General features: G+C 65.0%; 14 protein-coding genes. 9 read left to right on the top strand and 5 right to left on the bottom strand.

All coding sequences use genetic code 11. The features are described 5' to 3' along the window. Window positions 1-5: 5 nt before the first annotated feature. The 3 genes from V3C33_02940 to V3C33_02930 all read right to left on the bottom strand — a co-directional run bounded on the left by V3C33_02940 (window position 6) and on the right by V3C33_02930 (window position 4,007). Window positions 6-2,513 (bottom strand): FAD-dependent oxidoreductase, encoded by a 2,508-nt coding sequence (locus tag V3C33_02940; GenBank protein XAS68296.1) that lies wholly within the window; start codon window positions 2,511-2,513, stop codon window positions 6-8. Window positions 2,514-2,597: 84 nt separating this feature from the next. Beyond that, window positions 2,598-3,509, bottom strand: a complete 912-nt coding sequence (gene purU / locus V3C33_02935) for a formyltetrahydrofolate deformylase (GenBank protein XAS69627.1) — start codon at window positions 3,507-3,509, stop codon at window positions 2,598-2,600. Between the two features lie 147 nt (window positions 3,510-3,656). Next, window positions 3,657-4,007 carry a bifunctional 3-phenylpropionate/cinnamic acid dioxygenase ferredoxin subunit gene (locus tag V3C33_02930; protein XAS68295.1) on the bottom strand — a complete coding sequence of 117 codons (351 nt, stop codon included), beginning with the start codon at window positions 4,005-4,007 and terminating at the stop codon, window positions 3,657-3,659. 233 nt (window positions 4,008-4,240) lie between these two features. Here V3C33_02930 and V3C33_02925 point away from each other — a divergent pair, with 233 nt between their 5' ends. Together V3C33_02925 and V3C33_02920 are read left to right on the top strand one after the other, a co-directional pair. Beyond that, window positions 4,241-5,446 (top strand): FAD-dependent oxidoreductase, encoded by a 1,206-nt coding sequence (locus V3C33_02925; GenBank protein ID XAS69626.1) that lies wholly within the window; start codon window positions 4,241-4,243, stop codon window positions 5,444-5,446. Between the two features lie 48 nt (window positions 5,447-5,494). Next, complete coding sequence (locus V3C33_02920) at window positions 5,495-6,631, top strand: aromatic ring-hydroxylating dioxygenase subunit alpha (GenBank protein XAS68294.1); 1,137 nt, start codon at window positions 5,495-5,497, stop codon at window positions 6,629-6,631. A 9-nt stretch (window positions 6,632-6,640) separates the two neighbouring features. Here the strand turns inward: V3C33_02920 and V3C33_02915 are convergent, their stop codons facing one another. Continuing rightward, entirely contained in the window at window positions 6,641-7,450 is an 810-nt protein-coding gene (locus tag V3C33_02915; GenBank protein ID XAS68293.1) for an IclR family transcriptional regulator, read from the bottom strand. A gap of 24 nt (window positions 7,451-7,474) precedes the next feature. Next, a complete protein-coding gene (locus V3C33_02910; protein XAS68292.1) occupies window positions 7,475-8,158 on the bottom strand; it encodes a GntR family transcriptional regulator in 684 nt (227 codons plus the stop codon). Window positions 8,159-8,329: 171 nt separating this feature from the next. On the opposite strand from V3C33_02910, the gene glyA reads away from it, so the two are divergent. The 7 genes from glyA to purU (V3C33_02875) are packed head-to-tail and all read left to right on the top strand — an operon-like array spanning window position 8,330 to window position 17,244. Then, window positions 8,330-9,697: a serine hydroxymethyltransferase gene (glyA, locus tag V3C33_02905; protein XAS68291.1), complete on the top strand. Its 1,368-nt coding sequence runs from the start codon at window positions 8,330-8,332 to the stop codon at window positions 9,695-9,697. Beyond that, on the top strand, window positions 9,694-10,914 hold the full coding sequence (locus V3C33_02900) for a sarcosine oxidase subunit beta family protein (protein ID XAS68290.1): 1,221 nt from the start codon (window positions 9,694-9,696) through the stop codon (window positions 10,912-10,914). Before glyA ends, V3C33_02900 begins: the two co-directional genes overlap by 4 nt. A 13-nt stretch (window positions 10,915-10,927) precedes the next feature. Continuing rightward, on the top strand, window positions 10,928-11,323 hold the full coding sequence (locus tag V3C33_02895) for a sarcosine oxidase subunit delta (protein ID XAS68289.1): 396 nt from the start codon (window positions 10,928-10,930) through the stop codon (window positions 11,321-11,323). After that, a complete protein-coding gene (locus tag V3C33_02890) occupies window positions 11,320-14,277 on the top strand; it encodes a 2Fe-2S iron-sulfur cluster-binding protein (protein XAS68288.1) in 2,958 nt (985 codons plus the stop codon). The genes V3C33_02895 and V3C33_02890 overlap by 4 nt, the downstream gene beginning before the upstream one ends. Next, the gene (locus tag V3C33_02885; protein XAS68287.1) at window positions 14,270-14,932 is read left to right on the top strand and encodes a sarcosine oxidase subunit gamma family protein; all 663 of its coding nucleotides are present in this window, start codon (window positions 14,270-14,272) and stop codon (window positions 14,930-14,932) included. Before V3C33_02890 ends, V3C33_02885 begins: the two co-directional genes overlap by 8 nt. Continuing rightward, entirely contained in the window at window positions 14,932-16,305 is a 1,374-nt protein-coding gene (locus V3C33_02880; protein ID XAS68286.1) for an L-serine ammonia-lyase, read from the top strand. The genes V3C33_02885 and V3C33_02880 overlap by 1 nt, the downstream gene beginning before the upstream one ends. 3 nt (window positions 16,306-16,308) lie before the next feature. Beyond that, window positions 16,309-17,244: a formyltetrahydrofolate deformylase gene (gene purU / locus V3C33_02875; GenBank protein ID XAS68285.1), complete on the top strand. Its 936-nt coding sequence runs from the start codon at window positions 16,309-16,311 to the stop codon at window positions 17,242-17,244. The last annotated feature ends 3 nt before the right edge of the window (window positions 17,245-17,247 follow it).

The raw sequence follows: 17,247 nt of genomic DNA, 5'->3' as shown, positions 1-17,247 counted from the left end.
GGTGGTCAGCCGCGGAGGCGTTCCATCCCCGGATCCACCAGGGGTTCCGCGGCCACGGTGGCGGCGATGCGGGTTCCGAAATACTCGATTTCGACGGCGTCGCCCACCGCGGCGTCGGCGGGCAGCCACGCGTAGGCGATCGGGCGGCGGACGGTGTAGCCGTACGCGGCGCTCGTGACGTACCCGGCAGGTTCCCCGTTGAAGTACACGGGTTCCTTGCCCAGCACCACAGAAGTGCCGTCGTCGACGGTCAGGCAGCGCAGCTGCCGGGCCGCTGGCTGCTCGCGTCGCACGGCGAGAGCCTCGGAGCCCACAAACGACTCCTTGTTCTTGCCGATCGAGAAGCCCAGGCCTGCCTGGTACGGCTCATGTTCGGGCGTAACGTCGGTGCCCCACAGCCGGTAGCCCTTTTCCAGGCGCAGGCTGTTGAAGGCTCCGCGGCCGGCCGCGATGATGCCCTGTTCCTGCCCGGCCGCAAAGAGAATGTCCCAGAGCTTCAGCCCGTTTTCAGCGGTGGTGTACAGTTCCCAGCCCAGTTCGCCGACATAGGACAGCCGCATGGCCGTCACGGGAATGCCGCCAATGTGAACCGGTTTGGTACGGAAATAGCGCAGCCCGTCATTGCTGAAATCATCGGAGCTGACCTTGGCGATGACCTCGCGGGCCAGCGGCCCCCAGAGCCCGATGCAGCAGGTGGAACCGGTGATGTCCCGGATCTGGACCCACTGGCTGACGTCTGCGGCGGTCTGTCTCCGTGCCTCGGTGGTGAAGTAGTCGAAGTCGATGTTGCCGTTGGCTCCGACCTGGAATGTGGTCTCATCCAGCCGTGCGATGGTGATGTCGCTGCGGACTCCGCCGTCGTCGTTGAGGAGCAGGCAGTACGTGACGGCGCCGGGCTTCTTGTCGATCTGGCCGGCGCTCAGACGCTGCAGGAGCGCCAGCGCTCCCGGTCCGGAAACCTCCAGCCGCTTCAGCGCGGTCATGTCATAAAGCGCGACGGCGGTGCGGGTCTTCCACGCCTCGGCGGCGGAAACGGGGGAGTGGAACATGGCGGCCCACGGCTCGCGTTCCGGCGCCCTCCACTCAGCGGGCAGCCCGGCCAGCAGGGGTCGGTTGGCCTCAAACCAGTGCGGGCGCTCCCAGCCGCCGGCTTCCAGGAAGAAGGCGCCCAGTTCCTTCTGCCTGCCGTTGAAGGGGCTGACGCGCAGATCGCGCGGGGACCGGCGCGGCTGCAACGGGTGCAGCACATCATAGATTTCCACGAAGTTCTGCTGCGAGGTTTCGCTGACATAGCTTTCGGCCGTCTGCACTGCCTCGAAGCGGGAGACTTCGCATTCGTGCAGCGGAATGCGGGACTGGCCCTCGATCAGCAGCTCGGCCACTGCCCGGGCGACGCCGGCCGAATGGGTAACCCAGACAGCTTCGGCCACGTAGAAACCCTCAACGTCGGGAGACTGGCCCACCAGCGGGCCGCCGTCGGGGGTGAAGGAGAAGATGCCGTTGAAGCCGTCCGCAATCCGTGCGCCGTTCAGGGCCGGCAGCAGTTCCTTGCTGTCCTCCCAGCAGGGCAGGAAATCCGCCTCGGTGAAGTCCAGCCGGGATGGCATCCGGTGTTCGGACATCTGCGCGGCCGCGACCTCCGGGAGCTCGCGGAGATCCACCGGCATGGGGCGGTGGGCATAGGATCCGATGCCGATCCGGTCCCCGTGCTCACGGAAGTAGAGGTCCTTGTCCTGATGCCGCAGGATCGGCATCCGGGCACCGTTCGCCGGATCGAGAGGGTTTGCCAGGTCATTCTTGCCGAGCAGTTCAGGCACGGCGGCCGTCTTCACATACTGGTGTGCCAGCGGCAGCAGCGGCACGGCCATGCCCACCATGGCGCCGATCTTCGGACCCCAGAAACCGGCGCAGGAGACCACGATGTCCGCCGGGATCACGCCGTCGGGCGTCTGGACGCCGGTGACCCGTCCGCCGGATTGCTCGATGCCGGTCACCGGCGTCGAGCCCCTGAACGTCACCCCGGCGGCCGTGGCCTTGCGCATCAGCAGCCGGACTGCACGGGCCGCGGAGGCCAGGCCGTCGGACGGAACGTAGAGGCCGCCAAGCACCATGTCCTGGTTCAGCAGCGGGTAGTGCTTTGAGCATTCGTCCGGATCGATCAGCCGCCCCTCGATGCCCCATGAGGTGGCATACCCCAGCTTGCGCTTGAGATCCTGCAGGCGTTCCTCCGTGGTGGCCAGCTCCAGGCCGCCCACCTGGTTGAAACAGGAGACCCCGTCCTCGCTCAGAGCGAGGAGCTTGTCCACGGTGTAGGCGGCGAACTCGGTCATGGTCTTGGACGGATTCGTCTGGAACACCAGTCCGGGCGCGTGGGACGTCGAGCCTCCGGCCAGATCCAGCGGCCCCTGTTCGACGACGGTGATGTTGGTCCAGCCGCGGGTGGACAGTTCATCGGCCAGATTTGCGCCGACGATGCCGGCGCCGATGATAACGACACGGGGAGTTGTGGTCATGCGGGAGCTCCTGTATTTAACGTGTGGCGAGATTTAACGTGTGGCGGGGGTGTTGGGCGTGCCGGCGTTGGATAAGCCGGCGCTCTAGCGGAAGACGACGGTGCGCGAGTTGTTGAGCAGGACCCGGTGCTGGCAATGCCACTTCACGGCGCGGGAGAGTGCAATGGCCTCGGCGTCGCGGCCCGCCGTGACCAGTGACTCGGGATCCACTCCGTGGTCCACGCGGAACACCTCCTGCTCGATGATGGGACCTTCGTCGAGCTCCGCCGTGACGTAATGCGCGGTGGCACCCACGAGCTTGACGCCGCGCTCGTACGCCTGGTGGTAGGGTTTGGCGCCTTTGAACCCCGGCAGGAATGAGTGGTGGATGTTGATGGCACGCGCGCGCAGGGCGCCACACAGTTCGTCCGAAAGCACCTGCATGTAGCGTGCCAGGACCACCAGGTCCGCCTGGTATTCGTCGACGAGTTCCAGCATCCGGCGCTCGGCGTCCGGTTTGCCCTGCGCCGTGACGGGCACATGGATGAACGGCAGACCGGCGGCTTCCGCCATGGGCCGCAGGTCCTCATGGTTGGAGACGACGGCGACGATGTCCGCGCCCAGGCTGCCGGCGCGCCAGCGGAAGATCAGATCGTTGAGACAGTGCCCGAACTTGGAAACCATCACCAACACACGCTGCGGGCGATCGTCATGGAAGCGGAACGACATCCCGAACTCACGCGCCACTCCGGCGAAGTCCGCAGCGAGGGAATCCGCCGTGCTGGATGCCACGGGGCCGTTCAGAGCTGTGGCGGAGTCTGCGCTGACGCCACGGGCACCCGTGAAGGCGGTACGCAGGAAAAGCGTGCCGCTGACGTGGTCATCGAACTGCTGGTGCTCTGAAATATCAAAACCGCGCCCGGCCAGAAAGCTGGACACGGCGTGGACAATCCCAGGGCGTTCGGGGCAGGCCACGGTCAGGACAAACGGTGATGCGGTCCGTCCGGTTGTGTCCACGGCTGGAGCCGACGCCTCAGGAGAACCTGCAACTGCCCGGAGCTCGTTGCTCAGTTGAATGGTCAAGATCTTCACCTCGTTGCTTGGAATGACGTGTTGCGTGGAAGGACTTGTTCAGTGGTGAGGTGTCCCAACGTGCCGGAGGGCCTAGACATGGCCATTGACGGTCAGGCCGGGAGGCAGATTGGGTGCATCTTCGGACTCTTTGACCATGATGTTGCCGTCCACAACAACTACTTGGTGGACGCGGACCGGAAGCTTTGCCGGCGGTGCGTCAACTGCGCCGGTGCGCAGATTGAACTTCGATGCGTGCAAGGGGCATTCCACCTCGCATCCTTCAACCCAGCCATCCGCCAAAGAAGCGTCCTGGTGGGTGCAGGTGTCGTCGAGGGCAAAGAGTTCGCCGTCTTCGGTGTGGAATACGGCAATCGGCGGGGATGTATCCAGTCGAAGGGCGTCCCCGGGAGCCAATGCGCTGAGCGGACAAGCGTTGTGCATCTGATGAACCTCATATCACCGGTATCGGCTAAAGCTGCGGGCTGGTTGTTCCATGATCAACTCCGATCACAATACGCAACAGCGTGATCCACCTCACTCTGCCTTGTCAAGGGTTAAATCCTAATCCGCCGTTTGCTTGACATAGGCCTGTGAGTTCGGTCACGCTGTTTCGCATAGAGATGAATGTTGCGTAATGCGCAATTCGTTGCACTCGAAAGAATTGGGAGGTGGCCATGCAGACATTGGCGATTGTGGGGGCATCACTGGCCGGGATTTCCGCCGCGCGGGCGGCACGTGCCCAGGGCTTCCGCGGCCGGCTGCTCATCATCGGTGACGAGCCGCACCGTCCCTATGACCGCCCGCCGCTGTCCAAGGAATTCCTGGCGGGGAGGATCAGCGTCAGCGACCTCTCCCTCGAAACGCAGGACGCCGGATCAGGCGACGACCCGCTGCAGGCCGAATGGCTGCTCGGCACCCGTGCGCACAGCTTCGACGCCGCCTCCCGGATCGTCACACTCGGTGACGGAAGAACCGTGGCGGCGGACGGCGTCGTGATCGCCACCGGCGCCTCTGCCCGGACCCTGCCGGAGCTGGCTGGCCTGTCCAATGTCTTCACGCTGCGAACGCTCCTGGACGCACAGGACCTTGCCCCCGAGCTGGTGCCGGGTGGCCGCCTGCTGGTTGTGGGAGGTGGGTTCATCGGCGCCGAGGTCGCGTCCACAGCAAAGGCGTTGGGGATGGATGTCACCATCATCTGTACCGGACCGATTCCCTTGAGCGGCCCCCTCGGTGCTGAGATGGGCGCCGTCCTGGCAAGGCTTCATTCCATGAACGGCGTGGAGCTGATTTGTGACACAGGCATCGACTCGTATTACAGCGGGGAAGGCAACGTTACCGGGATCCGGCTGAGCGATGGCCGGTACCGCTCCGCCGACGTCGTGCTGGTGGGCATCGGGGCCGTACCCAACGTCGGATGGCTGGCCGGTTCCGGCCTGGAAATCGGCGACGGCGTCCTGTGTGACTCCATGGGCCGGACCAGCGTTCCAGGGGTTGTCGCCGTTGGTGACTGCGCCGCATGGCTGGACCACCGGGCCGGAAAGCACCACCGCGTTGAACATTGGAGCGGTGCCCAGGAACGCCCCGCCCTGGCGATCGCCGCTCTGCTGGACCCTGGCGCGGCGCCGCTGCCACTGAATGTGCCGTATTTCTGGTCCGATCAATACGGCATCAAGCTGCAGTTCGCTGGCCATGCACGCGAGGCCGAGCGCGTGGCCATCGAGGCCGGCGACCCCGCGCAGAACAGTTTTCTGGCTGTCTACTACCGGGGTGTGGAGGCCGTCGGTGTACTCGGGGTGAACCAGCCCCGGCTGTTCACCCGCTGGCGTAGGCAACTCAACGCCCGGCCGGCCAGTCTGCAGCCTGTCCTGGCTGCCTTGTAGCCGTCCAGCCAATACCGCCAACGCTAGTATCATCGCAAAGGAGTCAGAATGACCACTGAAGTAGTTTCCCCAAGCCTGATCCCCACTCTTCCCGGCCACACGTATGTGAGTGAAGAGATTTTCCGTGCAGAGCAGGAGCGCATCTTCGAACAGATGTGGTTTTGCGCCGTGCGGACCGCGGATCTCGAAAAGCCGGGCTCCTTCAAGACGGTGCAGATCGGCCGCGAGAGTGTCCTGATCAACCGGACCAGAAAGGGCGAGGTGCGGGCGTTCTACAACATCTGCCGGCACCGCGGCGTGAAGCTGTGCATGGAGGAATCCGGTGAGGCCAGCCGCTCGTTCCAGTGCCCGTACCACGCCTGGACGTATGACCTTGAAGGCAAACTCATCGCCGCCCCCAACCTGACGAAGATGCCGGACATCGACCGCAATGAGTATGGCCTCGTCAAGATCCCCGTGCGCGAATACATGGGGTACGCCTGGGTGTGCCTGGCCGACGAGCCTCCCTCCTTCGAGGAAGATGTCATGGGTGCCATCGAGGAGCGGCTCGGGAGTCTGCAGGCGGTGGAGGATTACGACATTGCCAACCTGAGCCTGGGCCGGCGCATCAGGTATGACGTCAAGGCGAACTGGAAGCTCATCATTGAAAACTTCATGGAGTGCTACCACTGCGCCACTATCCACCCCGAACTGACGGAAGTGCTGCCGGAATTTGCCGACGGCCTTGCGGCACAATACTTCGTGGGACACGGTGCTGAATTCGGCGAAGACGTCAAGGGCTTCACCGTTGACGGATCAGAGGGCCTGGACCGCTTGCCCGGTGTGGGGGAAGACCAGGACCGGCGCTACTACGCCGTCACCATCAAGCCCAACGTCTTTGTGAACCTCGTCCCGGACCACGTCATCATCCACCGGATGTTTCCATTGGCCGCAGACCGGACCATTGTTGAATGTGACTGGCTGTACCTGCCGAGTGTTGTCGAGTCCGGCAAGGACGTCACGGCGTCTGTGGAGCTCTTCCACCGGGTGAACCAGCAGGATTTTGATGCGTGCGAACGGTGCCAGCCCGCCATGGGATCCAAGGTCTACGCCGCGGGTGGAGTCCTGGTGCCCAGTGAGCACCACATTGAAGCCTTCCACAGCTGGGTGACCGGCAGGATCACGGATGTTCCTGACGAGGCGTGAATCGCCGGCTCAGCGCCCGGTGTAGCCCATTCTGGCGCTGATTGATTGCCCGGCCTTCTTGAGGGACGCAATGAGGCCGGGTATTTTCTCCGGGTCAAAGCGGAAGGCCGGGCCGGACAAGCTGACGGAACCAACCACCGCACCGCTGTAGTTCCAGACCGGGACTGCGATGGCGTTCAGCCCGGGTTCGAGTTCCTCGTAGACCGTGGCATACCCCGCCTCGGCCACAACCAGCAGCTGCTTTTCCAATTCGTTCCGGGAGGTGATGGTGCGAAGCGTCAGAGCGGCCTGTCCGGCCTCAGCGAGAACGCGGTTTCGCTCCCCGACCGACAAGGCAGCAAGCAGCACCTTGCCGCTGGAGGTGGCGTGCAGCGGAGTCAGCCCGCCGATCCAGTCCTGTGTACCAAGTGTCGACGGGCCGATCGCCTGGTCCACGTTCACGGCGAAGTTGGACCGGAGCACAGCCAGGTTTGCGGTCTCCGAGAACTCCTCTGCGAGTGACTCCAAATCCGCACGAGCCTCCCTGACCAGGCTGAGCCGCGCCGGTATCGCGCTGGCCAGCCGCAGGATGGTGAAACCGAGCTGGTACTTGCCCCGTTCGCTGTTCTGCTGGACCATGCCGCGGGCATCAAGAGCGCTCAACAGCCGTGACGCCGTCGACTTGTGCACGCCCATTTCCTCGGCGATTTCGCTCACGCCGGCGTCACCGTTGCGCGCCAGGATCTCAAGGACAGTGATGGCCCGGTCCACCGACTGCACACCGCCTTGGTGGGGGCCCGCTGGATCAAGCTCGTTAAGGGAGGAATCATCGGCATCCATAGTGTTCATCCTAGAGAACCCGGCCTAGAGAACGCTGCGGACACTCTCCTCGAAGCTCGTCACGTGGTGCAGTGCAAGTTCCGCTGCAAGGTCGGCATTGCCATCGGCGATCGCGTTAAGCAGCTCCACATGTTCGGTGATGTGCCCCGACACCGAGGGTATTTTGTCCAGCATCAGACACCAGATCCGGGTGGCCAGGTTGTCGCAGCGGATCAGCACATCCTCAAGGTGTGGGTTGGCTGCTGCTTTGTAGATGAGCCGGTGCACCGTTATGTCGTAGCGCATCAGTTCATGCTGCGTGGCCTCGCCGTCCAGAGCACCGATGGCCGTGGCCACGTCCCGCAGTTCCTGGCGCAACCGGGGACTGGCCATGCCCGCGGCGCGGCGGGCGGCCAGCGGCTCAAGGAGCTCCCGGATTTCCGAGACGTCCGCGAGTTCGGTGATGTCGACGCCGGTGGCAAACGTTCCGCGGCGCGGGTAGGAAACCACCAGGTGGTCACTTTCCAGCCGCTTGATGGCCTCCCGTACCGGGGTGCGCCCGATGCCAAGTTCGGCGGCAATCCGGCCGTCGTTGAGGGGATCGCCAGGCCTGATTTCGAGCATGATGAGTTTGTCCCGCAACTGCAGGTAGGCATGCTCGGCCAGGGAAGTTGCCGGCGCTCCGGCGTCCGGTGCGCTGGCCTCCAGCGATTCAGGGGCGATGCTCATGGTCCTGCTTCCAATCCTGCGGTCCGGGGCTGCCAGGCGGCCCTGCGGTCACATTGCGCCGGACTGTTGACGCCGCGTGATCCACAACATACTATTTCACTAAATCTAATATATCAGTTATAGACCAGTAGTCGAACAGTCAACACGTTTAGGTATTTCAAGGAGGAAGCCATGACAGGGCAGCTGAACCACACCCTCGCCAACGTCGACGCCGAAGTCGCCCAGGCCATTTCCCAGGAGCTCATCCGCCAGCAGTCAACGCTGGAGATGATCGCGTCGGAGAACTTCGCGCCGGCTTCCGTGATGGAGGCGCAGGGCTCGGTGCTGACCAATAAGTACGCCGAGGGCTACCCGGGCAAGCGCTACTACGGCGGTTGCGAGCACGTGGACGTGATTGAGCAGCTGGCAATTGACCGCGTCAAAGCACTGTTCGGAGCCGAGGCCGCCAACGTGCAGCCGCACTCCGGAGCCCAGGCCAACGCCGCCGCTATGTCTGCGCTGCTGGAACCCGGTGACACGATCATGGGGCTGGCCCTGGCCCACGGCGGCCACCTCACGCACGGCATGCGCCTCAACTTCTCCGGCAAGCTCTACAAAGTCATCCCCTACCACGTGAGCGAAGAAGATCACCTGGTGGATATGGCCGAGGTGGAATCATTGGCGCTCCAACACCGGCCCAGGATGATCGTGGCCGGCTGGTCTGCCTACTCCAGGCAGCTGGATTTCGCCGAATTCCGCCGCATCGCCGATCTGGTCGGTGCCTACCTGATGGTGGACATGGCCCACTTCGCAGGGCTGGTGGCCGCCGGGCTGCACCCGAATCCGGTGCCGTACGCCGACGTCGTCACCACCACAACGCACAAGACCCTGGGCGGCCCCCGCGGCGGCGTGATCCTGAGCAAGGAGCAGTACGCCCGCAAGATCAACAGTGCTGTTTTCCCCGGCCAGCAGGGCGGACCGCTGGAACATGTGATTGCTGCTAAGGCGGTGGCCTTCAAGATCGCCGCGTCCGTGGAGTTCAGGGAAAGGCAGCAGCGAACGCTGGAAGGCGCCCGGATTCTGGCCTCCAGGCTGTTGAAGGACGACGTCGGCGCCGCCGGCATTTCGGTGGTGAACGGCGGCACCGATGTGCACCTGGTACTGGTCGACCTGCGGCATTCTGAACTGGATGGGCAACAGGCGGAAGACCGCCTGCACCGGATCGGCATCACCGTGAACCGCAACGCTGTTCCATTCGACCCGCGCCCGCCCATGGTTTCCTCGGGCCTGCGGATAGGCACACCGGCACTGGCCACCCGCGGCTTCGGAGTCCCCGAATTCGCCGAAGTGGCGGACATCATCGCGGAAGCCCTCGCCGCATCAACGCAAGACGGGCAGCTCAGCGAGGAAACCGCCGTCGAACTCCGCGGCCGGGTCAGCGCACTGGCCGCAAGGTTCCCGCTCTACGCGCATCTGTCTTTTGGCAGCACCGGCAACGGCGCCGGTACCGATGCAGCGGCAACTGAACTCGATGCAGAAATGATCGGAGCAGGACAGTGACCACTCATCAGCCTCCGGAACACCCGGATTTCCTCTGGCGCAACCCGGAGCCCAAATCCTCCTACGACGCGGTGATTGTGGGCGGCGGCGGACACGGCCTGGCTACGGCTTACTTCCTGGCCAAGAACCATGGCATGACCAACATCGCGGTGCTGGAAAAGGGCTGGCTGGCCGGCGGCAACATGGCCCGCAACACCACCATCATCCGCTCAAACTACCTCTGGGACGAGAGCGCGGCCATCTACGAGCACGCCCTCAAGCTGTGGGAAATCCTGCCAGAAGAGCTCGAATACGATTTCCTGTTCAGCCAGCGCGGCGTCATGAACCTCGCCCACACCCTGGGCGACGTCCGCGAAAGCATCCGGCGCGTCGGTGCCAACAAGCTCAACGGCGTGGATGCCGAGTGGCTGGACCCGCAGCAGGTCAAGGAACTCTGCCCCATCCTGAACATCAACGACAACATCCGCTACCCGGTCATGGGCGCCACGTACCAGCCGCGCGCCGGCATCGCTAAGCACGACCACGTGGCGTGGGCCTTCGCCCGCAAGTGCGATGAACTGGGTGTGGACATCATCCAGAACTGCGAAGTCACGGGCTTCCTCAAGGACGGCAACCGGGTGGTGGGCGTCAAGACCAACCGCGGCACCATCCACACCGAAAAGGTGGGCCTCGCTGCCGCGGGCCACAGCAGCGTCCTGGCCGAGATGGCAGGGTTCCGGCTGCCCATCCAGTCGCACCCCCTCCAGGCCCTGGTCTCTGAACTGCACGAGCCTGTCCACCCCACCGTGGTGATGTCCAACCACGTCCACGTCTATGTCTCCCAGGCGCACAAGGGCGAACTGGTCATGGGCGCCGGCGTGGATTCCTACAACGGCTACGGCCAGCGCGGATCGTTCCACGTGATCGAGCATCAGATGGCTGCCGCCGTCGAGCTCTTTCCGATCTTTGCCAGGGCCCACGTGCTCCGGACCTGGGGCGGGATCGTGGACACCACACTGGACGCCTCGCCGATTGTCGGCACCACACCGGTGGAAAACATGTTCGTGAACTGCGGCTGGGGCACCGGCGGGTTCAAAGCCACCCCCGCCGCCGGACTGACATTCGCGCACACCATCGCCACCGGCACCCCCCACAAGCTCAACAAGCCCTTTGCACTGGAACGCTTCGAAACCGGTGCCCTGATCGACGAACACGGCGCCGCCGCCGTGGCCCACTAGAAAGAGGCCGGACATGCTGTTGATTTCATGCCCAAACTGCGGCTCCCGGGACGAGACCGAGTTCCAGTACGGCGGCCAGGCCCACGTGGCCTACCCGGAAGCCCCGGACACCCTGACAGACCGTGAATGGGCCGAATACCTGTTCTACCGGGACAACACCAAGGGCGCCTTCGCCGAACGCTGGCTGCACAGCACCGGCTGTCGGCAATGGTTCAACATGCTCCGGGACACCGTGAGCTATGAGATCCAGGCCGTGTACCGGATGGGGGAACCCCGCCCGGCCGGCAGCCCCGAAGCCGGCGCCACCACAAGCCCCGCAGCCGGTAACGCCGGCTCCAGCGCAAGCCCCGCAGCCGGTAACTCCGGCACCAGCAGCAGCCCCGCTTCCCCGGAAGGAGCTCTCAAATGACTACTCAGCCGCAGCCCGCCCGTCTCAGCACCGGCGGCCGCATTGACCGCAGCATCAGCTGGCGGTTCACCGTGGACGGCCAGGAGTATGCCGGACACCCGGGGGACACCATCGCCTCGGCGCTGTTGGCCAACGGCCGCATCAACGCCGGCAACTCGCTCTACGAGGGCCGTCCCCGCGGCATCATGGCCGCCGGGGTGGAGGAACCCAATGCCCTGGTGAAGATCGCTGCCCGCTTCCCGGGACACGTCGCCGAATCCATGCTTCCGGCAACGGCCGTCTCCCTCGTGGACGGACTTCAGGTCGAGCTGCTTAACGGCCTGGGCAAACTGGACCCCAACGAGGACCAGGCGGAGTACGACAAGAAGTACGTGCACACCGACGTCCTGGTCGTGGGCGGCGGCACTGCGGGCCTGGCGGCAGCCCGCGAGGCAGTCCGGACGGGGGCCCGGGTCATTCTGATCGATGACCAGCCGGAGCTTGGCGGCACCCTGCTGTCCGGTTCCACCGCACCGGGACTGGCCGAGACCATTGAAGGCAAACAGGCTTTGGACTGGGTTGCGGATGTGGAAGCCGAACTGATTTCAGCGGAAGAGTGCACGGTGCTTAACCGCACCACGGCCTTTGGCTCCTACGATTCGAACTACTTCATCGCGGCCCAGAACCGAACCGACCACCTGTCCAGCCCGGCCGCCCCGGGTGTCTCCCGTCAGCGGATCTGGCATATCCGGGCGCAGCAGGTGGTACTGGCACCGGGAGCCCATGAGCGCCCGCTGGTCTTTGAAAACAACGACCGTCCCGGCATCATGCTCGCCTCCGCCGTCCGCAGCTACCTCAACCGCTACGCCGTGGCCGCAGGCGCCCGGGTGGTCATCGGCACCACGAACGACACTGCCTACCAGCTGCTCGCGGATCTCCAGGCTGCCGGCGCCACCGTGGCCGCCGTAGTCGATGCCCGCCCGAAGCTCAGCACCAAGGCAGCGGCCGCCGTTGAAACCGGCATCCGGGTGCTGATCGGCAGTGCCGTTGCCGACACCTCAGGGACCGACACCCCCGGCGGTGGCCGCCTGAACGGCGTCACGGTCCGGAGCATGAACGACGACGGCGAACTCACCTCGGGCATCGAACGGATTGCCTGCGATCTGCTCGCTGTCTCCGGCGGCTGGAGCCCGGTGGTGCACCTGCACAGCCAGCGCCAGGGCAAGCTGCGCTGGGACGAGGAGCTGGCAGCCTTCGTGCCAAGCTCGGTGGTTCCGAACCAGCTGGTTGCCGGCTCGGGCCGCGGCAGCTTCGAACCCGCGGATTGCCTCGCCGAAGGTATCTCCGCGGGGGCCGCCGCCGCAATCGCAGCCGGTTTCAGCGCGGCCGTTGTACCTTCGCTTCAGGCCGCACCGCGGGCCTCCGCCCCCACCCGCCAGCTCTGGCTCGTTCCCGGCCAGCACGGCGGACCGGAGGACTGGCACCACCACTTCGTGGATTTCCAGCGGGACCAGTCCGTGGCGGATGTGCTCCGCTCAACGGGCGCCGGCATGCGCTCGGTGGAACACATCAAGCGGTACACCTCCATCAGCACCGCCAACGACCAGGGAAAAACCTCAGGCGTCAATGCCATCGGCGTCATCGCAGCGGCGCTCAAGCACGGCGGCGGCGGCACGGCCGGCATCGGTGAAATCGGCACCACCGCGTACCGCGCACCGTTCACGCCCGTGGCCTTCGCCGCACTGGCTGGCCGCCAGCGCGGGGAGCTCTTCGACCCCGCGCGGGTGACTTCCATCCACCCCTGGCACGTGGCGCAGGGTGCGCTGTTCGAGGATGTCGGCCAGTGGAAGCGGCCCTGGTACTATCCGCAGCCGGGCGAGGACATGGACGAGGCAGTACTGCGCGAGTGTGCGGCCGTGCGTGATTCCGTGGGCTTCATGGACGCCACCACGCTGGGCAAGATCGAGATCCGCGGCAAGGACGCCGGCGAATTCCTGAACCGTATCTACACCAACGCGTTCAAGAAACTGGCGCCCGGTTCGGCCCGTTACGGTGTCATGTGCACGCCGGACGGCATGATCTTCGACGACGGTGTGACCCTGCGACTGGACCAAGACCGCTTCTTCATGACCACCACCACGGGCGGCGCCGCCAAGGTGCTGGACTGGCTGGAAGAGTGGCTGCAGACCGAATGGCCGGAACTGGATGTGAACTGCACCTCCGTGACGGAGCAGTGGAGCACCATCGCCGTCGTCGGGCCCAAATCCCGGGCGGTGCTGGCCAAACTGGCCCCGCAGCTCGCAGCGGACGGCGGGCTGAAGACCGAGGCCTTCCCGTTCATGACATTCCGCGAGACCACACTCGCCTCAGGAGTGCAGGCACGGATCTGCCGGATCTCCTTCTCCGGTGAACTGGCCTACGAGATCAACATCCCGTCCTGGTACGGGCTGAATACCTGGGAAGCGGTGGCCGCTGCCGGGGCGGAATTCAACATCACTGCGTACGGCACCGAGACGATGCACGTGCTGCGCGCAGAGAAGGGCTACCCGATCGTCGGCCAGGACACGGACGGCACGGTCACCCCGCAGGATGCCGGCATGGACTGGGTGGTGTCCAAGGCCAAGGACTTCATCGGAAAGCGCTCCTACAGCCGCAAGGATGCGGCCCGGGCCGACCGGAAGCACCTGGTCAGCGTGCTGCCGGTGGACGGTTCCTTCCGGCTGCCGGAAGGCACCCAGCTGGTGGAGCAGGGCATCAGCCTGAACCCCGCCTACGGACCGGTGCCCATGGAGGGCTTCGTCACCTCGAGTTACCACAGCGCCGCTTTGGGCAGATCGTTTGCCCTGGCCCTGATCAAGAACGGCCGCAACCGGATCGGCGAAACCCTGGTGGCCGCCGCCGGCGACCAGCTCGTTGACGTAGTTGTGGCAGAAACCGTACTTTTCGACGCTGAAGGGAACCGCAAAGATGGCTGAGACAGCAGCACTTGCACACATCAATGGACTCCGCGGAGTCCGCCGCAGCCCGGCCTCACATCTGGCCACGGCCTTCGAATCCGGCTCCGTACCCGGCACCGTGGAACTCAAGGAGATTCCGTTCCAGACCATGGTGGGGATCCGGGCGACGCCGGGAACGTCTGCGGGCGACCGCATCGCCTCCGTCATCGGCAGGCTCCCGGGGACATGCGGCGAAGTCGGCGGGCGCGGTCCTGGCATCAGCGACCGCGGAAGTGAAGGTGTCGCTGTGCTTTGGCTGGGCCCCACGGAATTTCTGGTGGTTGCCCCGGAGAGCGCGCACGACTCGCTGGGCGGTGACCTGATCCAGGCTCTGGGTGAAGCCCTCGCTGACAGTGAAGGCCAGGTAGTGGACCTTTCGGCGAACCGCACCACCTTTGAACTCAGCGGCCAGCGCGCCAGGGCCGTCCTGGAGAAGGGGTGCTCCCTGGACCTGCATGCGCGCACCTTCGCGCCGGGCACCGCACTGGCCACGGAGATCGGCCACATTCCCACGATGCTGCTCAAGACGGGGGAGGAGACCTTCCGGGTGTTCCCCCGGGCATCCTTTGCCGATTTCCTGGGCCGGTGGATCCTGGACGCCATGCGGGAGTTTGCTTCCCCCGAGGTCCCCTGATGGGGCTCAGCGTCCTGGATCTGTTTTCTGTTGGCATCGGCCCGTCGTCCTCACACACGGTCGGCCCGATGCGGGCAGCAAAGCGCTTCGCCGATGGGCTGAAGGCTGCCGGCCAGCTGGTGTCCACTGCACGTGTGCAGGCCGAGTTGTTCGGCTCGCTGGGCGCAACCGGCCGGGGCCACGGCTCGGACAAGGCCGTGGTGCTGGGGCTTCAGGGACAGGACCCGGAAACAGTGGACACGGCGACGGCCGATGACCAGGTGGCGGCCGCTGCCCTGGACGCGGAGCTTCGGCTCGGTGGCCATCACCGGATTGACTTCAACTGGGACGAGGACGTGGTGCTGCACCGGCGCAAGTCCCTGCCCGCCCACCCCAACGGGATGACTTTCCGGGCGCTGGACCACGCCGGCGCAGTGATCCGGGAACGCAGCTACTACTCGATCGGCGGCGGGTTCGTGGTGGACGGCGACGCCGACGGCGCCGACCGCGTGGTGGCCGACGAAACCGTGCTCCCTTACCCGTTCACCACCGCCAATGAGCTCCTGGAGATCTGCCGCCGGGAAGGCATGTCCATCTCCGACGTCATGTTGGCCAACGAACTGGTCTGGCGCAGCGAGGCAGAGCTCCGCGAGAAACTGCTGGCAATCTGGGCGGTGATGCGCGAATGCGTGGACAACGGCTGCGCCGCGGAAGGAATCCTGCCCGGCGGGTTGAACGTACGGCGGCGCGCGCCGTCGTTGTTCAAGACCCTCACCGCGGACACGGGCACCACCGACCCGCTGCGGGCCATGGAATGGGTGAACCTGTTCGCACTCGCCGTCAACGAGGAAAATGCCGCCGGCGGACGCATCGTCACGGCACCCACCAACGGTGCTGCCGGGATCGTGCCGGCAGTGCTGCACTACTACTTGAAGTTTGTGCCCGGAGCCAACGACGACGGCGTGGTCCGTTTCCTGCTGGCGGCAGCCGCCGTCGGGATTCTGTTCAAGATCAATGCCTCCATCTCCGGGGCCGAGGTGGGCTGCCAGGGCGAGGTTGGTTCCGCCTGCTCGATGGCGGCCGCCGGACTCTGCGAAGTCCTGGGTGGCACTCCGGCGCAGGTGGAGAACGCAGCTGAGGTCGGGATTGAGCACAATCTCGGCCTGACCTGCGACCCCGTGGGCGGGCTGGTGCAGATTCCCTGCATCGAACGAAATGCGATCGCCAGCGTGAAGGCCATCAACGCTGCCCGGCTGGCCCTGCACGGGGACGGCAGCCACAAAGTATCACTGGACAAGGCTATTAAGACCATGCGTGAGACCGGAGCGGACATGAAAACCAAGTACAAAGAGACTTCCCGCGGAGGACTCGCCGTGAATGTGATCGAGTGCTGAGCCATGACTGCAATCCAGGCTGAAACCCGGGCAACAGAGCCGGCAACGACCGTTGAGCATGTCCTCACGCTGGACTGCCCGGAACAGCCGGGCATCGTGCACGCCGTCTCCGGCTTCCTGTTGGAACACGGCTGCGACATCGTCGACAACCAGCAGTACGGTGAACGTTCCGCAGGGCACTTCTTCATGCGGGTGCACTTCTCGGCCGACGTCCCATCGGACGCTTCAGCCGCGGCAGGAATGTCCGACGGCGGCGCCTCCACAGCGGCCGCGCTCCGGGCAGCCTTCGCACCGGTAGGCGAAAAATACGGCATGAGCTGGCAGCTCGAGCAGCACGGCTCCAAGCGCAAGGTGCTGATCATGGTGTCCAGGTTCGGGCACTGCCTGAACGATCTCCTCTTCCGGGCCAGAATCGGGGAGCTCCCGGTGGAAGTGGTTGCGGTGGTTTCGAACCATACCGATCACCAGACTCTCGTGGAATGGCACGGCATCCCGTTCTTCCACGTACCCGTCACAGCAGCCACAAAGCCGGATGCGGAGGCACGGCTGCTGGAACTCATCGACGGGTTCGACGTCGAACTGGTGGTCCTGGCCCGCTACATGCAGGTTCTCAGCGATGGACTGACCCGGCAGCTGGACGGCCGGGCCATCAACATCCACCACTCGTTCCTGCCGAGTTTCAAGGGCGCCAAACCGTACCACCAGGCCTACGCCCGGGGAGTGAAGACCGTGGGTGCCACTGCGCACTATGTCAATGGCGAACTGGACGAAGGCCCCATCATTTCCCAACAGGTGGTGGAGGTGGACCACACCTTCGGTCCTGAGGACCTGGTGGCAGCGGGCAGGGACACCGAGTGCAAGGCGCTCAGCAACGCTGTCCGGTGGCACTGCGAAGGCCGCGTGATCCTGCAGGGGAACAGGACGGTGGTTCTCAAATAGTCA

This window comes from Micrococcaceae bacterium Sec5.7 (assembly GCA_039636785.1).
In the GTDB taxonomy this organism is placed as follows: Bacteria; Actinomycetota; Actinomycetes; order Actinomycetales; family Micrococcaceae; genus Arthrobacter.
This window is presented reverse-complemented; position numbering and strand designations above follow the sequence as displayed.